The following is a 13802-nucleotide window of genomic DNA, read 5'->3' as shown; positions in this document are numbered from 1 at the left end:
CACGGCGCCGAGGCGGAGCCTGTCCGATTGATGCTGACCGCTAGACGGTGATCGCAGTTGGTGATCTCAATGGCCGCCGCCGAGTTCGAGGAGCAGAACGCCGACGACGATCAGAGTGATGCCGCCGAGCATTCGACGTGTCAGCGGCTCGTTGAAAATATACTTCGAGGCGATAGCTGTGATGGCAACGCCGGAGGCCGCCCAAATGCCGTAGGCGATGCCCAGCGGCAGTCCTTGACGCAGGCCGGCGAGCAGGAACAGGAACGCGGCGATGTAGCCGATGGCGACCGCGGCGTAGAACTTCGTGCGCCCCATGGCGGCAACGCGCAGTGACAGGGTCGCGACGACTTCGAAGACGATCGCGCAGATCAAGAACAGGTACTGCATCATCGGCCCTTCTCGGTAGTGGCGGCCTGTGCGGGGCGTGATCCGGTTTCGACGAGCAGGACACCAGCGATGACCAGCACGAGCCCCGCACCCATCGCGAGGGTGAATGCTTCACCGAAGATGAACGAGGACAGGACCGCGGTCAACGCGACACCGCTCGCGCCCCAGATGCCGTAGGCGACTCCCAGTGCTAGACCGCGTTTGAGGACGGCGGCGAGGAACACGAACGCCGCCGCATAACCCACGACCACGACTGCGTACAGAGCAGGATTCGTCTCCGAGCCTTTCAACGACAGCGATGCCGCCACCTCGCTGAGAATGGCCGCGGCCAGCAGAAACCAGGTCACGAGGTAGGTCCTTCCAGAAGTTCGAGCGCGAATCGCAGCAAGTCGGGTCGATCATCGGCGGGCACCGGGAAGGTGTCGATCGCGCCGACGAACCACGCTCCGTCGGCAAGCAGTCGTGCGGTATACAACCGGGTCCGCTCCGGCGCCGGGAGCTCGGCGGGCACCTGCACCCACTTGTCGAACCTTTCGGTCCACCGGGCGGTCATCCGGTCGGCCAGTTTGGGATCGCTCAGCATCACCAGATCCGATCGCCGGTGGGCATATTCCAGGGACCACCGCAGGTACGCGCCGATCCGTTGTGCCGCTGACGCCTCGTCGATGGGTACCGATAAACGGGTGAGCAGGTCGTGTTCGAGCGTGTCGACGACATGGTCGACCAAGGCCTCCATCAGCGCGGCCTTGGTCGGAAAGTGATACATCAGACCAGGTTTGGTGAGCCCGGCCGCGTGGGCGACCGATTCCAACGAGACCGAGGCACCCTCGTCGAGCAAACGCAGCGCGGTATCGAGAATGGCGGCCGCCGAAGAGGGTCGGCCTTTGGTGGCACGGGTCACCATGGTATTTGCTACACCTTCCGAACGGTGAACTAATTGATGTCTGCGACCCCGCCGGTGGGTGGGCGTGGCGGTCCGGTCGATCACTCGCTCAGGGTGATCTCGATGTCGATCATGCCGTCCTTACCCAGGCGTCGATCGCTGTCCACGATGATCAAGCGCCCGACCACCGGATACTTCTTCTTCACCAGCGTGCGCACCCATTCGGTCTGATCGGCGTCGAGGAGTCGACCGGTTCCGCGAACGACTGCTCCGTGCGGCTTGCCCCGCAGGCTGCAGGGCTGCAGCGTAACCGCGGGATCACGGCGCAGCCGCTTCACTTTCCAGCTACCGAGGAAGGTCACGGTGTAGAGCTTGTCGCCCTCGGCGACCGCCCATACCGGCGTGCCCACCGGCGTCCCGTCCTTCCGGAAGGTGCTCAGCAGAACATTCCGGGCGTTCCTGACCGCTGCGAGAGCGTTCGTCACGTAGAGCCTCCTGCTCGATGGGGCGCAGTCCACCGCGGACCACCCCTTATTACTTTACCTTCCGGTCGGTAAAGAAATGCAAGCCGAAGTGAGCGGCATCACTGCCAGGGCCGCCGGGGAGGGCGTTGTCGATATCGGGCAGTTTTGACCTCTGTCGTTGCCGGAGTGGAGGGTGCGTTTCGGATCCCGAAACTAATCGATCGCCGAGCGCGCGTTGCAAGATGACGGTGTCGAGTACGGCACCGTGTTTGTGTCCGACGCGCTTGAGCCGTCCGACGAATTCGAACTTTCGGCTGGAGTGCAGATGAAACGAATCCGATTCCACCTCAACCGATTCCGATGTCAGCACGGCCATTACTTCCCGAATTCCCATCCGGCCGCAGTCGCCCAGAATCTGATCAAGCAGTTCGCCGCCGACACCTCGCCCGGCCGCCCATGGTGCGAGATAGATCGACTCTTCGACGCAGTATCGATACGCCGATCGCGTCTTCCAGGGCGCGCAGTACGCGTATCCGCCGATCCGACCGTCGACTTCAGTGGCAAGGAAGGGTAGGCCGCGCTCGGCCAGCTCCCAGTAGCGGCGCCCCCAGGCGGCGCGATCGGGCGATGTTTCCTCGAGGGTGAGCACAGTCTGCTCGACGTAGTGGCTGTAGATCGACGCGACATCGACCAGATCGGAAGGCCAAGCCGGCCGCACGATGCACTCGGGCATGGTCGCCTCACATTCTACTATAGTAACCATACATCTAGTACTATAGTACGCATGAACTTGAAGATGCTCGGCAGCCGCGTCCAGCAAGCCCGACATGCGGCGCAACTGACCCTCGCGGAGGCGGCCGCGCGCTCGGATGTGAGCGTGAGCATGATCTCGGCGATAGAGCACGGAACCAAGGCGCCGACGATTGTCGTTCTGGATCGGGTTGCGCGCGGTCTCGGAGCCGATCTCACGACATGGATAGCCGACACAGCGCCCGACCACCCGGTCGTTGCCCGTCGCAGCACCGAACACGATGTCGCACAGGAAGCGGGAGGGTGGACGCGTTCGGTGATCACGCCGGTCGTCCCAGGCGTCAATTTCGAGTGGATGGACATCACCCTGCCCGGAGGGTGCGATGCCGGCCACTTCCCTGCTTACGCTCCCAGCTCCCATGAATTCGTTCATGTCATCGAAGGAACTTTGACCGTCGGTGTCGGCGAGCGGGAATGGATCCTGAATGCGGGCGACACACTGTATTTCGAAGCGGACATCGAGCACGAGTTCGCGAATCCGGCAACCGCGCCGTGTCGCTATTTCGTTGCAGCATTGATCATGCGCGCCCGCACGCCCGGATCACGCGGGCGAGCCGCCGCTGCTGCGCAAGCGGCGCGACGGTCTTCAGAATGACTTTCGATCGCATGTGCTTCCACCGTCACTCCGTGCGTGTGTCGGGTTGGGGTACACCCGTCCAGACACTCGCGGCAGGCGAACAGCGTCAATGAAGTCGCTCGGCAGCCATCCTGACGTCGTCCGGATGGACTCCCTCTTCTTCCGATCTGGCGGCTCCGCTGTCGGAACCGAAGCGGCCTGATTCGCTGCTAGCCCTGGTAGCCGGCGGCGCGGTCCCTTTCGCACACGCGATCGACGGCGGGTCTATCAGAAGTGCCGGACCGTCATACGCTGCGGCGCAACACTTTCCCGGGTGCGCGGGTGCGGTTGCGGGCTCCGGCACGGCGGCCGAGGACGCGGTGTCCGCCGCCGTCGGGGATGTTGCTGAGTTTCTTGGTGTCGACGTGGACCAGGTCGGCGGGAGCGTCGTATTCGTAGCGGCGGACGGGTGCGGCGGTGGCGCGGTCGAACCATCGGAGCCGGGCCATCCGGTAGCGGGCCAGAATGCGGTTCACGGTAGAGTGATGTAAGCCGAGCAGGTGGACGATGCGGGCCGACTCGCAGAGCGAGCGCGTGACGCGGCAGGCCGTCGCTGTCTCCCCAGCCGCGGTAGTCGCAGACCACCGCCACGTCGCCGGCGCTGGAGAATGCCTCGGCATAGGCATAGGGCCGATGCGCCCGCGGTGCCCCGAACCCGTGGGCAGGGTCCGAATATGGTCGGCCGCCAGTCGCCTTCGGCGCGACCGTCCGGGGGTCGCGGAAGGGACTGCCGCACGATCCGGTGACCGTCACCTGTCCGTGCAGCAGTGCTCCGATCCATTAGGCAGCAACTCGAAACTGCGGCAAGTAGTGGAGTTCCGTGACGATCGTGGGGAACTGGCACAGAACTCCGCGTTGGGCTGCCCTGTTTCAAATTCTTCGACCTGAGCCACCGCTTGCACGCTAAGCGCAGTAGGTTGCCAGCTGAAATTGGGGGCCGTTTTCAGGAGTTCTCGCTGGTCGGCTCCGGAGTCAGATCGGTCGACCTAAGGAATGTGGCAAGCAGCCCTGCGCCGATCAATACGACCGCGGCGTCGACGAAGATCGCGAATCGGACGCCACCGAGAATGGTTTCGACCGAGGTTACGTCGCCCAGGTGGGCCATCCATGCGACGGCGACTGCGCTGAGTACCGGTACGCCGAGGGTGAAGCCGATCTGCTGTGTCATCGAGGTCAGGGCAGTGGCCAAGCCCTGCTCGCTGTCGGGCAGTGCGGACGTCGCAGTGATCGTGTACGCCACGACCGCCCAGACGTGGCCGACGCCGCCGATGGCAGAACCGACAAGGAGGACAGTCATGCCGACGCTGACCTGTTCTCCGATCGCGAGTAGGGCGCCGGTCGCGACCGCCTGAACGACCAGCCCGAGCAGCAACGCTGCCCGGGTGCCGATTCTGCCGATGATCTTCGGTGCGATGACCCCACCCAGGAACACGCCGATGCCGAGCAAGGTGAACGCGAGACCGGTCGCGAGGACCGAAAGGCCCAGTACCTGCTGCATGTAGATGGTCAGCAGGAACGAGAGTCCGCTTTCCATCGACAAGGTGAGCAACCCGGCCAGATTGCCCCATTTCACCGTCTTGCGGGAGAGGACGCGCAGAGGAGCCAGCGGTTCGGGTGCTCGGAGCTCGATGAGAATGAACCCGGCCAGCAGGACGACCGCCAGTGCCAGCGAGACCAGTGTGGGAACGCTGGTCCAGCCGTTGTGCTGAGCTCCGGTGAGACCATAGATGAGCGCGAGCAGGCCCGCGGTCACGGTCACCGCTCCGGGCAGATCGAGTCGCTTGGCATGCTCGGCTCGGCTCTGCCGGAGCACCATCGGCGCACAGATCAGGATCAGCAGGCCGAACGGCACATTGACGAAGAAGTTCCACCGCCAGCTCAGCAGGTCGGCGAGCACGCCGCCCATTAGTGCGCCTGCGGCGAACCCGAGCGACAGAAGCGCGCCGTTGAAGCTGATGGCCTTGTTCCGCAAAGGGCCTTCTGGAAACGACGTGGTGAGCAAGGCCAGCGCCGCGGGCATCACCGCCGCAGTGGCGAGGCCCTGAGCGACGCGTGCCGCCAGGAGCACAGCGGGGCTGTCGGCGAGGCCGCCGACGAGCGAGCCCACGGTGAGGAGTGCCATGCCGGCGAGGAAGATTCGTCGGCGGCCGATCCGGTCGCCGATCCGGGAGAACAGCAGCATGAACCCGGCTGAGGCCAGTGCGAACGCTGTGGTGATCCATTGCAGATCGGCAAGAGAGAACCCAAGGCTGTCGCCGATGATCGGCAGCGCGACGGTCAGGATCGAAAAGTCGACGGCGACCATGAACTGCGCCCCGAGCAGGACGGTCAGGGTGAGTCGTTGCCCGCCTGTCATCCGTCCGACGCTCGGTGGTTCAGGCGTTGGTGACTTCGTGAGTCCCACTGCGGTGTCAGTGATTTCGCTCATCGGGCGCTACCTCTCGAAACGTGAACGACAGTCGTGCGAACCACTGAAGCTTAAAGCAGAAACAATTCAAGCTGCAAGCATAAAGACTTGATGTATTGGGCGCTACACTGGACTCGTGGAAGCCGACTCGCCTGACATGGGACTACTGCCTGCGGCCGACCTGTGTGCTCTCGTCAATCAGCTCGCCCGGCAGATTCAGGATCATGTCCACGAGTGCGCCGCCACCGTCGGTCTCACCGCGACGCAGGCGATCGCGCTGTATGAACTGAGTGAACCGCTGACCATGCGACAGCTGGCCGTTCGGATGGCGTGCGAGCCGTCGAACGTCACGTTCGTCATCGACAAACTGGAGAACCGAGGTCTGGTCAGCAGGCAGCCGCACCCGAGTGATCGGCGTGCCAAACAGCTGGTACTCGGTCCCCGTGGCGCCGAGCTGCGCGAGGAGCTGAAGCGGGTGATGTCGTTGGAATCGCCCCTCGGCGAGCTGACCGACCACGACCGGACCCATCTGCGCGACCTACTGCAGCGGGCCGTACGCCTGCCCGGCGCCGGAGTTCGAGCCCCCGCCTAGGCGTCGACGCTGCGACTTCAGTGATTCTTTGGCGGTGTCGCGGATCATCTAGTCATCGAACTCGATGACTGAAGGTGAGATCCGTTATGCTCCAACAGAATACGACCAAACGCCTCGGATACTGGCTGCTCCTTCTGCATCAGACGTTCGAGGAGGACATGGCAGCCGCGCTGGCCGACCAGGATCTGGATCGCAGGCGGTGGCAAGTGCTGCACGCGCTGGCGATCGGCCTCGGCACAACGCAGGAGATCGATGCGGCGTTCGCCCCGTTTCTAGCGGTCGACCGCTTGTCTACCTACGCCCACATCATCGATGACTTCCACGGGCGAGGCTGGGTGCAGGTCAGCGACAGCTCCGTCGTTCTCACCCCGACCGGCGTCGCGGCGCACGAGCACGCCGAGGCTGTGGTTAATTCTCAGGCAGAGGGCATCCTCGACGGAATCACCGAGCTGGAGTTCCTCGGTGCGAACGATGTGCTGGAACGGATCCACCTGAACACGCGGCGCGGGTGAGCGCACCATGGACGTTGATTCCTCGACCGCGGCGACGCCGAACAGGGTCGGCCGTGGAGCGTGGCCGTTGCTGTTCGTGCTGTCCGGGAACATGCTGCTCGACTCGATCGAAGGCTCCGTCGTACTGCTGGCGGTGCCCGAGATAGGCCGCTCCCTCGGGACGACCGTGTCGACGACGCAATGGCTGCTGAGCGGATTCGCCCTCGGTTTCGCGGCACTTGTTGTGCTGGGCCCGACGATCACCGCCCGGTGGGGAACGCGCGGTGTCTATCTGGGCGCCATGCTGGTGTTCACCGTGGCGTCGCTGATCGGTGGGTTCACCGATGACATCGGCCTGCTGATCGCGACCCGGGTGATCAAGGGCGGTTGCGTCGCGTTGACCGCGCCGCTAGGCCTGACACTCATCGGTGCCGCGTTTCCTGATGCCGCGCGCCAGCGGCGTGCTGTGCTCACCTATGCACTGTTCGGTGCGGCGGGTTTCACCATCGGATTGTTGTTGTCCGGGGTGCTGACCGGCGTCGACTGGCGCTGGACCTTCCTCGCCCCGGCTCCGGTGGCTCTTGCCCTGCTACTCATCGGACCGAAGCTCATTCAACGGGCACCGGTGCAGGCCCGTACCCGGCTGTCAGGGCGCATCCGGGACCACGGCGTTCTCCTTAGATCGACTTTCGGTGCGGCGGCGCTCAACGGAACTTACATCGGTCTTCTGCTGCTGATTTCGCTCCGTCTCGACGAGCGTCGATGGGCGCCGTGGCAGATCGCGATCGCCCTGCTTCCCGCATGCCTCCCACTGGTGATCTCGGTGCCGCTCACCGGGCGACTGATCGCGCGGTTCGGAACGGCGCGTCTGATCGCCGCAGGCGCCGGGGTCGCACTCCTCTCGGGTCTGCTCTATCTGTGGCGGGCTGGGAGAGATTCCTACGGGACGACGGCGTTTCCCGCGCTGCTCCTGGTGGGGATCGCGTTGGTGCTGTCATTCGCGGCACTCAATACACAGGCGACGGCGGGTGTGGCACCCGAGGACCGACCGGCCGCCGTGGCTTTCTTCCAAACCGGCGTGCAGCTCGGCGCGGCCGCGCTACTCGTTCCAGTGGGCGTTCTCATCGCCGAAACCGACAGCTACCGGCTGGCTCTGATCGTCGTCGTCGTGGCGGCTGTGCTGTGCTGCGCGGTGGCAGTGGCTGGGCTGCGGGCCGACCATTCCGATCGAGAGGTTCGACCATGACCGACAGTTCTTTGCAGGTAGCCATCATCATCGGCAGCGTCAGAGGTGGCCGGTTCGGGCCGACGGCAGCTCATTGGATGGCCGCGCGCGCGGTCGCCCATACCGGCTTGGCCGTCGATGTCATCGACCTGCTCGATCACCAACTACCCCTTGCTATGCCGGCCCAAGGCCAGCCTCTGCCCGAGGACATCGCCGCGGTCCACGCGGCGCTGGGTAAACGTCTGACCGCTGCCGAAGCGTTCATTGTGGTCACCCCCGAGTACAACCACACTCCACCTGCGGCGTTGAAGAACTTCATCGACTGGTTTGTCGGGGAATGGGCGGCCAAGCCTGTTGCTTTCGTGTCCTACGGCGGCATGAGCGGCGGGCTGCGTGCCGTGGAGCACCTGCGGCAAACATTTTCTGCCCTGCAGACCGTTCCAGTTCGGGAGTCGCTGAGTTTCCGTTACCCGTGGGACACCTTCGACGGCGCCGAACCCGTGGATGCCGACGCCGCGGAGAGCGCGGCCAAAACCATGTTGGACCGACTCGTCTGGTGGGCCGAGGCACTGCAGGCAGCACGCGCGCTGCGCCCGTTCGAGGCCTGAACTCCGACACCGTGAGCAGGGAGGCTCCCATGACCACCGTATTCGACCGTGAATTCCGTTTCACAGTGTGCGTTTTCAGCCCGGCACGCCGCTCGGAGTGGGTGCGCGCCGCGCGCCGCGCCGAGGATTTGGGCTACGACGTACTCGCTGTTTCCGACCACCTCGGCGGCTTCTCGCCGGTGCCCACAGTAGCGACCATCGCCGCGGCCACCTCACGCTTGCGGACCGCGATCTATGTGTCCAGCACTACCCTGTATCGCCCTCGAGTGCTGGCACGCGACTATGCCACGCTTGACCAGTACTCGGACGGACGCGTGGAGATCGGACTCGGCGCAGGCTACAGTCGCGCGGAGTTCGAGGCTGCCGGACTGCCATGGCGTCCTGCATCGGAGCGGGTCGATGCCCTGGAACGGGCGACGCTCGAGTTTCGAAAGATCCTGGCCGAATCCAACTTCCAGCCGGCTTTCGCCCAACCCTCGGGCCCTCCGATTGCGATCGCGGGTCGGGGTGATCGTGTGCTGCGGCTGGCCGCAGCACACGCCGATATCATCGGATTCTCCGGCAGCATGCCGGTCCCGGACGGTGACCCGTTACGGTTGGCTGACCTAGCCGAGATCCGGGATCGGGTCGAGTATGTGCACAGCCTGATCGGAGAGAGAACCCACGACGTGGAGTTCGCCATTCCGGTGCATCGTGTCCTTTCCCGTGGTGTGACCGGGCCGATCACCGATGTGTGGCAGAACGAGGTCCGGTTATCTGCGGAGGAGCTGATGGACCATCCGTCGATCCTGATCGGCACGCCGCGGGAGAATGCCGACAAACTTCGTGCCCTGCGTGCGCGATTCGGTTTCAGCTACTTCAACGTCATGGAGAGCGAGATGGAAGCCTTCGCGGAGGTTATCGCGGAGCTGCGCCCTGTGCCAACTGCAACGCATCGAGGTAGCTAGCGATCGGTTGTGCTCCGACCACTGTGGGGCCGTCCCCGACGACGACGGTCGGTACGCCGGAAACGCCGCGCAAACGGGCTTCCCGGTGGTCGGAGCGCACCTGATCGGCGAAGTCGTCGCCAGCCAGGACAGCGCCCACCGCCGCCTCGTCGAGGCCGACATCTGTGCCGAGCCGAGTCAGGATCGCGTGATCGGCGATGTTGGCACCCTCGCCGGTGTAGGCCCGCATGATCCGTTCACGGATCTCGTCGGCGAGACCCTGGGTGGCGCCATAGCGGGCGAGGCGATGGGCATCGAACGAGTTGACCAGCAACGCGTCCCGCATGTGGTACTCGAGACCGAGCTCGGCGGCGACGAGACCGACTCGATCCACCGCGTGCTCGGCTTCGGCGCGCGGCAGGCCGAGGTCGCGCTCCAACCGTTGCGGGATCGTCAACTCCGCCGTGTGCGGTTCCCCGGGGTGCAGGTCGAAGCTGCGCCAGCGTACGCGAACCTTCTCGGCTCGATCGAAAGCGGCCAATGCGGACTCGAACCGCCGCTTTCCGATATAGCACCAGGGGCACAGGAAGTCGAACCAAATATCTACCGCGATCTCGGTCATGTCGCCACAGTAGGCAGTCCGCGACTGTGGGTAAAGTACTTACATTTTAGTAAGCTCATTACATGAAGGTAGGTTTCGAGAACGCGGATACGTCGTCATTGGATACCGTCTTTCGCAAGGACTGTCCCGGTAGGCCGGTATTCGAGCAGGTAACGAGTCGATGGGGGTTGCTCATCCTCGTAGCGCTGGAATCCGGTCCGCTGAGGTTTGCACAGTTACGCGACCGGATCGGGGGTATCAGTGAGAAGATGCTGTCGCAGAACCTTCGGTCGATGGTTCGCAACGGGTTGATCGAGCGGAGCGTCGAGCCCGCTTCGCCACCCAGAGTGACCTACGCCCTCACGGTTCTCGGCGACGATCTTGTCGGCAAGCTGCGGGTTCTGGTCGACTGGAGCGTAGACCACAGCGAGGAGATCGCTGCAGCGCAGCGCTATCACGACGCCACGACCATGGTGGTTGGGCCTGCGCAGGAGACTCCGGCCGGTTCCCGGTTTCGATCCAGCTGAGGGAATCTGTGAACGGAATTGCCTGCGACCGTGAATAGTCCTGTGGCTAACAAAAAGCAATCAATTACCGAGTTCTGCAAAATGATTCCCGCAAATGTGAGCCGTCTCACATGGGCTGTTGCTGATCGGCGTCACCCGATCGTTCGCAATAGAATAACGATTGTTGAAGATCAATTCGTCAAATCTGCTGCCAAGGGCGTCGGCGTGTACAGCTTCTGAGCGTGCAGTCAACGACGGTTGCTCGCGGGTGAGGTTTGTGGAATTCTGCCTGTCAACCTGCAGCCTTCTCGTCCATTCGATCCGGGGCAGAAAATGCTCGCGTGACGGTCGTTCGGCTGAAGGGGTTCCACTGTGCGCGCCGTCCGTCTCGGCGCAGGTGCGATACAGGGGGCGAACTGTCATGAATACCCAGCACCTCAACACCGGTCACCAACGTTCGATTCGGATCATCAGGCAGGCCGAATTCCGTCGGCTGATCGGCTACCTCGAGGCCTCACCTGGCGATCCTGCCACGATCGATCTGATCGGAGATCCGGGCTCGGGCAAGACCTTCCTGCTCAGTGCACTCGCCCGCGCCGCCGATGATTCCGGGTTCGTAGTCTTGGACGGCCGGTGCTCGGGGGCGGTCGCCGGAATCGCGTACGCACCACTGATCGGGTCCTTGGCCGCCCTACCCGATCCGGCGGCGGCCGTCGAAGAGGTGCTCGCCCAACTGACGAAGCCGGGAGTCGGCGACAGAGCGCTGTCGGGCAGCACGCTCGTCGCCGCGTTCAGGCGACTGTTCCACCATTGGCAGCACACGAAAGTACTGATCCTGCTGGATGATTTCAATCAGATCGATCCCGGTTCGCTCGAGCTGATCGAACTACTCCAACGGTGTGCACCCGGTGCCTTCACCCTGGTCTGTGCGCACCGACCCCGTCCCGCCCCGCAGTTCGTTCGCGAGTTCCTGCACGATCTTCTCGACTCCGACACTGCGGTGCGGATCGAACTCGCGCCGTTCTGCGCGTTGCAATCGGCCGACCTGCTTGACATGCCGCCCGAAGGACCCGGGCTCGCCGAACTGCACAGGCGCGCACAAGGCAATCCCCTCTATCTACGGACGCTGGCCGAACTGCACGGCGCCCCGACGTCCTCTCTGACCGAAACCACGTTCGGCACACGACTGATCGGTGAAATCGCCGGGCTCGACGCCGAACAACTGTCGGTCATCGAGACTGCGGCTGTGTTCGGGGGCTCGGTCGATATCGATACCCTTGCCGTGATCGCCGAACTGGACCCGGCACGGGTATGCGCGGTGGCCACCACCCTGATCGAGGCCGACTTGCTCAGACGGGCGAAGCACAACAGGGAGATCGCCGTTCGGCACCCGCTCGTCGCGGAATTGGTCGCGGCTCGCATCGACCCGTGCCGGCGGTCCGGGTTGTATCGACGCACAACCGACCTTCTCCGGCAGCGAGGCGCCTCGGCGACGGTGCTCGCGGGCTACTTGGAGAACGTCGATGTGGCGGCTACCCGCGCCGCCGATCTTGCCGTATTCGTCGCCGCAGCCCGCGACGCCATGCCCGCAGATCCTCGCTCGGCGAGCTGGTGGCTCGAGATCGTCATGCGGCGAGCCCCAGGTGGTGCAGATCCCGACATCGTTGCCAGGGCAGGGGTCCACGTCGCGTTGATCCGCGCTCGGCTGGCCGCGGGGGAGATAGATCGAGCATCCGCTCTCCTGCTCGCCGACCCCGCTCGGACCGAGGACGCGCCGGTGACCACTATCGCCTTCCGCGCGGTGATGGCCGCCGCGGCCGGTGCCGCATACCTGGCGGACGAGCTGATCGAAGCCCGACAGCTCGCCGCGCCGTGCTCTCGCGAGGATCGCTTGATCCTGCTGATGGCTTGCGGCGCAGTGGATTTTCTCCGCGGTGCGCTGCCGTCCCTCGATCAGATGTGCGAAATCAGGCAACTCGTCGAGGACAACGACGATCCCATATACCACGCGATGTCGAGCGCGCTGCTGGGCTTTCGCGAGGTGTGGGACGGTGATGGGGGAGTCGCGACGCGGACCCTCGAGCTCAGCGCGGCGATCGTCGACGAGATGCCCGACGCCGCGTTCGCCGACCAACCCGCCTGTCTGGCACTGCTCGGCTGGGGGGAGGCGCTGACCGGGCGTCTCGCAGGGGCCGAGCGACATCTGAGCCGCGCCCTCACCCTGGCCGAGCTGTACGGCGACACCTACCTGCGGCCCATCCTGCAAGCCGGATTGTGCTACACGTACCAGGATTTGGGCCGATTCGTCGAAGCCGAACACGTAATCGCCCAAGTGGCGACGCCCGATGGTGAGGACGGCGGCCGCCGTGGGCTGATCGTCGCACTGCGGGCGCGCAACCACGCGATCACCGGCCCCGGCATCTGCGCGATCGATGATGATGCCTCGGCGAGTTCGCTGTGGCCCAGAGAGTCGAGGTGGACCCGAATCGCCACGCTGATCCTGGCCGACGCCGCGATGCTGACCGGGGACGCCGAGCTGTGCGCCTCGCTGATACTGCGGGCCGGCGGCAGCGTCACGATGAGTGACATCCCGCCAGCGTTGCGACCGTGCTGCTACCAAGCCTTGGCCGCTGCGGCTGCCAATGCCGCGGCAGCCGTGGAGCGATGGGCGGCCTACGCCGAGACCTCCGCTGAGCAAGTGCCCCAGCAGCACGCGTTCGCGGTCACCGCCCTGGGGCATCTCGACCGCAGCCACGGCGACCACGAGGCTGCCACCATGCGCTACCAGCAGGCCGCGGAATTATTCGCCGAAGCCAAAATGCCCGGTGCACAGGCTCGGTTGCTCCTTGCGGCGGCCGATGCCGCGATCTCGGTCGGCGATCCCGGCCTGGCCACTTCGCTTCTCAGCCTCACCAAGCAGCTCGCCCGCGAGAGCGGAGCGACCCAGGTCTATCGCACCGCATCCGAAGCCTTGGGGTCGCTCCTGGTTCGGCACGAAACATCCACGACCACAGTGGAACTGGCAGGCCTCACCAGCCGCGAACGTGAGGTCGCGCATCTGATCGCAGCAACCGGGATGCGCACCCGCGACGCCGCGCTGCGCCTCGGCCTCAGTCCGCGCACCGTCGATACCCACCTCACCAGCATCTATCGCAAGCTCAACATCAGCTCACGCACCGCACTCGCGGCCCTCGTCGCGGGACAGGTCTGAGCGCGCCGGTGTGACCAACGCGACTACCGATACGTAATTTCTCCGATGTGCAGCGCAGGCGTGGGTGCAAAACTG

General features: G+C 64.6%; 15 protein-coding genes and 1 pseudogene. 8 read left to right on the top strand and 8 right to left on the bottom strand.

The features are described from left to right. Positions 1-66: 66 nt before the first annotated feature. The 5 genes from ACLJPD_RS28160 to ACLJPD_RS28140 form a co-directional block, all read right to left on the bottom strand. Positions 67-387 carry a DMT family transporter gene (locus tag ACLJPD_RS28160; RefSeq protein WP_410876330.1) on the bottom strand — a complete coding sequence of 107 codons (321 nt, stop codon included), beginning with the start codon at positions 385-387 and terminating at the stop codon, positions 67-69. Further along, the gene (locus ACLJPD_RS28155) at positions 387-734 is read right to left on the bottom strand and encodes a DMT family transporter (RefSeq protein WP_410876171.1); all 348 of its coding nucleotides are present in this window, start codon (positions 732-734) and stop codon (positions 387-389) included. Before ACLJPD_RS28155 ends, ACLJPD_RS28160 begins: the two co-directional genes overlap by 1 nt. Beyond that, positions 731-1291, bottom strand: a complete 561-nt coding sequence (locus ACLJPD_RS28150; protein WP_410876170.1) for a TetR/AcrR family transcriptional regulator — start codon at positions 1289-1291, stop codon at positions 731-733. Before ACLJPD_RS28150 ends, ACLJPD_RS28155 begins: the two co-directional genes overlap by 4 nt. 80 nt (positions 1292-1371) lie before the next feature. Beyond that, positions 1372-1755 carry a PPOX class F420-dependent oxidoreductase gene (locus ACLJPD_RS28145; RefSeq protein ID WP_410876169.1) on the bottom strand — a complete coding sequence of 128 codons (384 nt, stop codon included), beginning with the start codon at positions 1753-1755 and terminating at the stop codon, positions 1372-1374. A 49-nt stretch (positions 1756-1804) separates the two neighbouring features. Beyond that, the gene (locus ACLJPD_RS28140) at positions 1805-2467 is read right to left on the bottom strand and encodes a GNAT family N-acetyltransferase (protein WP_410876168.1); all 663 of its coding nucleotides are present in this window, start codon (positions 2465-2467) and stop codon (positions 1805-1807) included. A 51-nt stretch (positions 2468-2518) separates the two neighbouring features. On the opposite strand from ACLJPD_RS28140, the gene ACLJPD_RS28135 reads away from it, so the two are divergent. Next, on the top strand, positions 2519-3139 hold the full coding sequence (locus tag ACLJPD_RS28135) for a helix-turn-helix domain-containing protein (RefSeq protein ID WP_410876167.1): 621 nt from the start codon (positions 2519-2521) through the stop codon (positions 3137-3139). Positions 3140-3438: 299 nt separating this feature from the next. Here the strand turns inward: ACLJPD_RS28135 and ACLJPD_RS28130 are convergent. Together ACLJPD_RS28130 and ACLJPD_RS28125 are read right to left on the bottom strand one after the other, a co-directional pair. Next, positions 3439-3672 (bottom strand): annotated as a pseudogene (locus tag ACLJPD_RS28130) (IS481 family transposase); the annotation flags it as partial. A 431-nt stretch (positions 3673-4103) separates the two neighbouring features. Continuing rightward, positions 4104-5516 (bottom strand): MFS transporter, encoded by a 1413-nt coding sequence (locus ACLJPD_RS28125; RefSeq protein ID WP_410876166.1) that lies wholly within the window; start codon positions 5514-5516, stop codon positions 4104-4106. A gap of 187 nt (positions 5517-5703) precedes the next feature. On the opposite strand from ACLJPD_RS28125, the gene ACLJPD_RS28120 reads away from it, so the two are divergent. From ACLJPD_RS28120 to ACLJPD_RS28100, 5 genes are all read left to right on the top strand, one after another. Next, positions 5704-6159, top strand: coding sequence for a MarR family winged helix-turn-helix transcriptional regulator (locus tag ACLJPD_RS28120; protein WP_410876165.1), 456 nt, complete (start codon positions 5704-5706; stop codon positions 6157-6159). An 86-nt stretch (positions 6160-6245) separates the two neighbouring features. After that, positions 6246-6671, top strand: coding sequence for a hypothetical protein (locus tag ACLJPD_RS28115; protein ID WP_410876164.1), 426 nt, complete (start codon positions 6246-6248; stop codon positions 6669-6671). 7 nt (positions 6672-6678) lie between these two features. Then, complete coding sequence (locus ACLJPD_RS28110) at positions 6679-7896, top strand: MFS transporter (RefSeq protein WP_410876163.1); 1218 nt, start codon at positions 6679-6681, stop codon at positions 7894-7896. Continuing rightward, positions 7893-8483 carry an NADPH-dependent FMN reductase gene (locus tag ACLJPD_RS28105; RefSeq protein WP_410876162.1) on the top strand — a complete coding sequence of 197 codons (591 nt, stop codon included), beginning with the start codon at positions 7893-7895 and terminating at the stop codon, positions 8481-8483. The genes ACLJPD_RS28110 and ACLJPD_RS28105 overlap by 4 nt, the downstream gene beginning before the upstream one ends. 101 nt (positions 8484-8584) lie before the next feature. Then, the gene (locus ACLJPD_RS28100) at positions 8585-9430 is read left to right on the top strand and encodes a TIGR03621 family F420-dependent LLM class oxidoreductase (protein ID WP_410876161.1); all 846 of its coding nucleotides are present in this window, start codon (positions 8585-8587) and stop codon (positions 9428-9430) included. On the opposite strand, the gene ACLJPD_RS28095 is transcribed toward ACLJPD_RS28100, so the two are convergent. Further along, the gene (locus ACLJPD_RS28095; protein ID WP_410876160.1) at positions 9381-10031 is read right to left on the bottom strand and encodes a DsbA family oxidoreductase; all 651 of its coding nucleotides are present in this window, start codon (positions 10029-10031) and stop codon (positions 9381-9383) included. The two genes, ACLJPD_RS28100 and ACLJPD_RS28095, sit on opposite strands and share 50 nt — an antisense overlap. A gap of 62 nt (positions 10032-10093) precedes the next feature. Between ACLJPD_RS28095 and ACLJPD_RS28090 the strand changes: the two genes are divergently transcribed. Together ACLJPD_RS28090 and ACLJPD_RS28085 are read left to right on the top strand one after the other, a co-directional pair. Then, positions 10094-10537, top strand: coding sequence for a winged helix-turn-helix transcriptional regulator (locus tag ACLJPD_RS28090; RefSeq protein ID WP_410876159.1), 444 nt, complete (start codon positions 10094-10096; stop codon positions 10535-10537). A gap of 400 nt (positions 10538-10937) precedes the next feature. Next, positions 10938-13727 (top strand): AAA family ATPase, encoded by a 2790-nt coding sequence (locus ACLJPD_RS28085; RefSeq protein ID WP_410876158.1) that lies wholly within the window; start codon positions 10938-10940, stop codon positions 13725-13727. The last annotated feature ends 75 nt before the right edge of the window (positions 13728-13802 follow it).

The organism is Nocardia sp. A7 (genome assembly GCF_046549215.1).
Classification (GTDB): domain Bacteria; phylum Actinomycetota; class Actinomycetes; order Mycobacteriales; family Mycobacteriaceae; genus Nocardia.
Note: the sequence above shows the minus strand (reverse complement) of the source record. Positions and strands in the feature narration are given on the sequence as shown.

Excerpts from the sequence above, each read along its gene's own strand:
- ACLJPD_RS28135 (WP_410876167.1), top strand. The coding sequence starts at position 2,519 with ATGAACTTGAAGATGCTCGGCAGCCGCGTCCAGCAAGCCCGACATGCG.
- ACLJPD_RS28150 (WP_410876170.1), bottom strand. The coding sequence starts at position 1,291 with ATGGTGACCCGTGCCACCAAAGGCCGACCCTCTTCGGCGGCCGCCATT.
- ACLJPD_RS28090 (WP_410876159.1), top strand. The coding sequence starts at position 10,094 with ATGAAGGTAGGTTTCGAGAACGCGGATACGTCGTCATTGGATACCGTC.
- ACLJPD_RS28105 (WP_410876162.1), top strand. The coding sequence starts at position 7,893 with ATGACCGACAGTTCTTTGCAGGTAGCCATCATCATCGGCAGCGTCAGA.
- ACLJPD_RS28115 (WP_410876164.1), top strand. The coding sequence starts at position 6,246 with ATGCTCCAACAGAATACGACCAAACGCCTCGGATACTGGCTGCTCCTT.
- ACLJPD_RS28095 (WP_410876160.1), bottom strand. The coding sequence starts at position 10,031 with ATGACCGAGATCGCGGTAGATATTTGGTTCGACTTCCTGTGCCCCTGG.
- ACLJPD_RS28160 (WP_410876330.1), bottom strand. The coding sequence starts at position 387 with ATGCAGTACCTGTTCTTGATCTGCGCGATCGTCTTCGAAGTCGTCGCG.
- ACLJPD_RS28140 (WP_410876168.1), bottom strand. The coding sequence starts at position 2,467 with ATGCCCGAGTGCATCGTGCGGCCGGCTTGGCCTTCCGATCTGGTCGAT.
- ACLJPD_RS28125 (WP_410876166.1), bottom strand. The coding sequence starts at position 5,516 with ATGACAGGCGGGCAACGACTCACCCTGACCGTCCTGCTCGGGGCGCAG.
- ACLJPD_RS28085 (WP_410876158.1), top strand. The coding sequence starts at position 10,938 with ATGAATACCCAGCACCTCAACACCGGTCACCAACGTTCGATTCGGATC.
- ACLJPD_RS28110 (WP_410876163.1), top strand. The coding sequence starts at position 6,679 with ATGGACGTTGATTCCTCGACCGCGGCGACGCCGAACAGGGTCGGCCGT.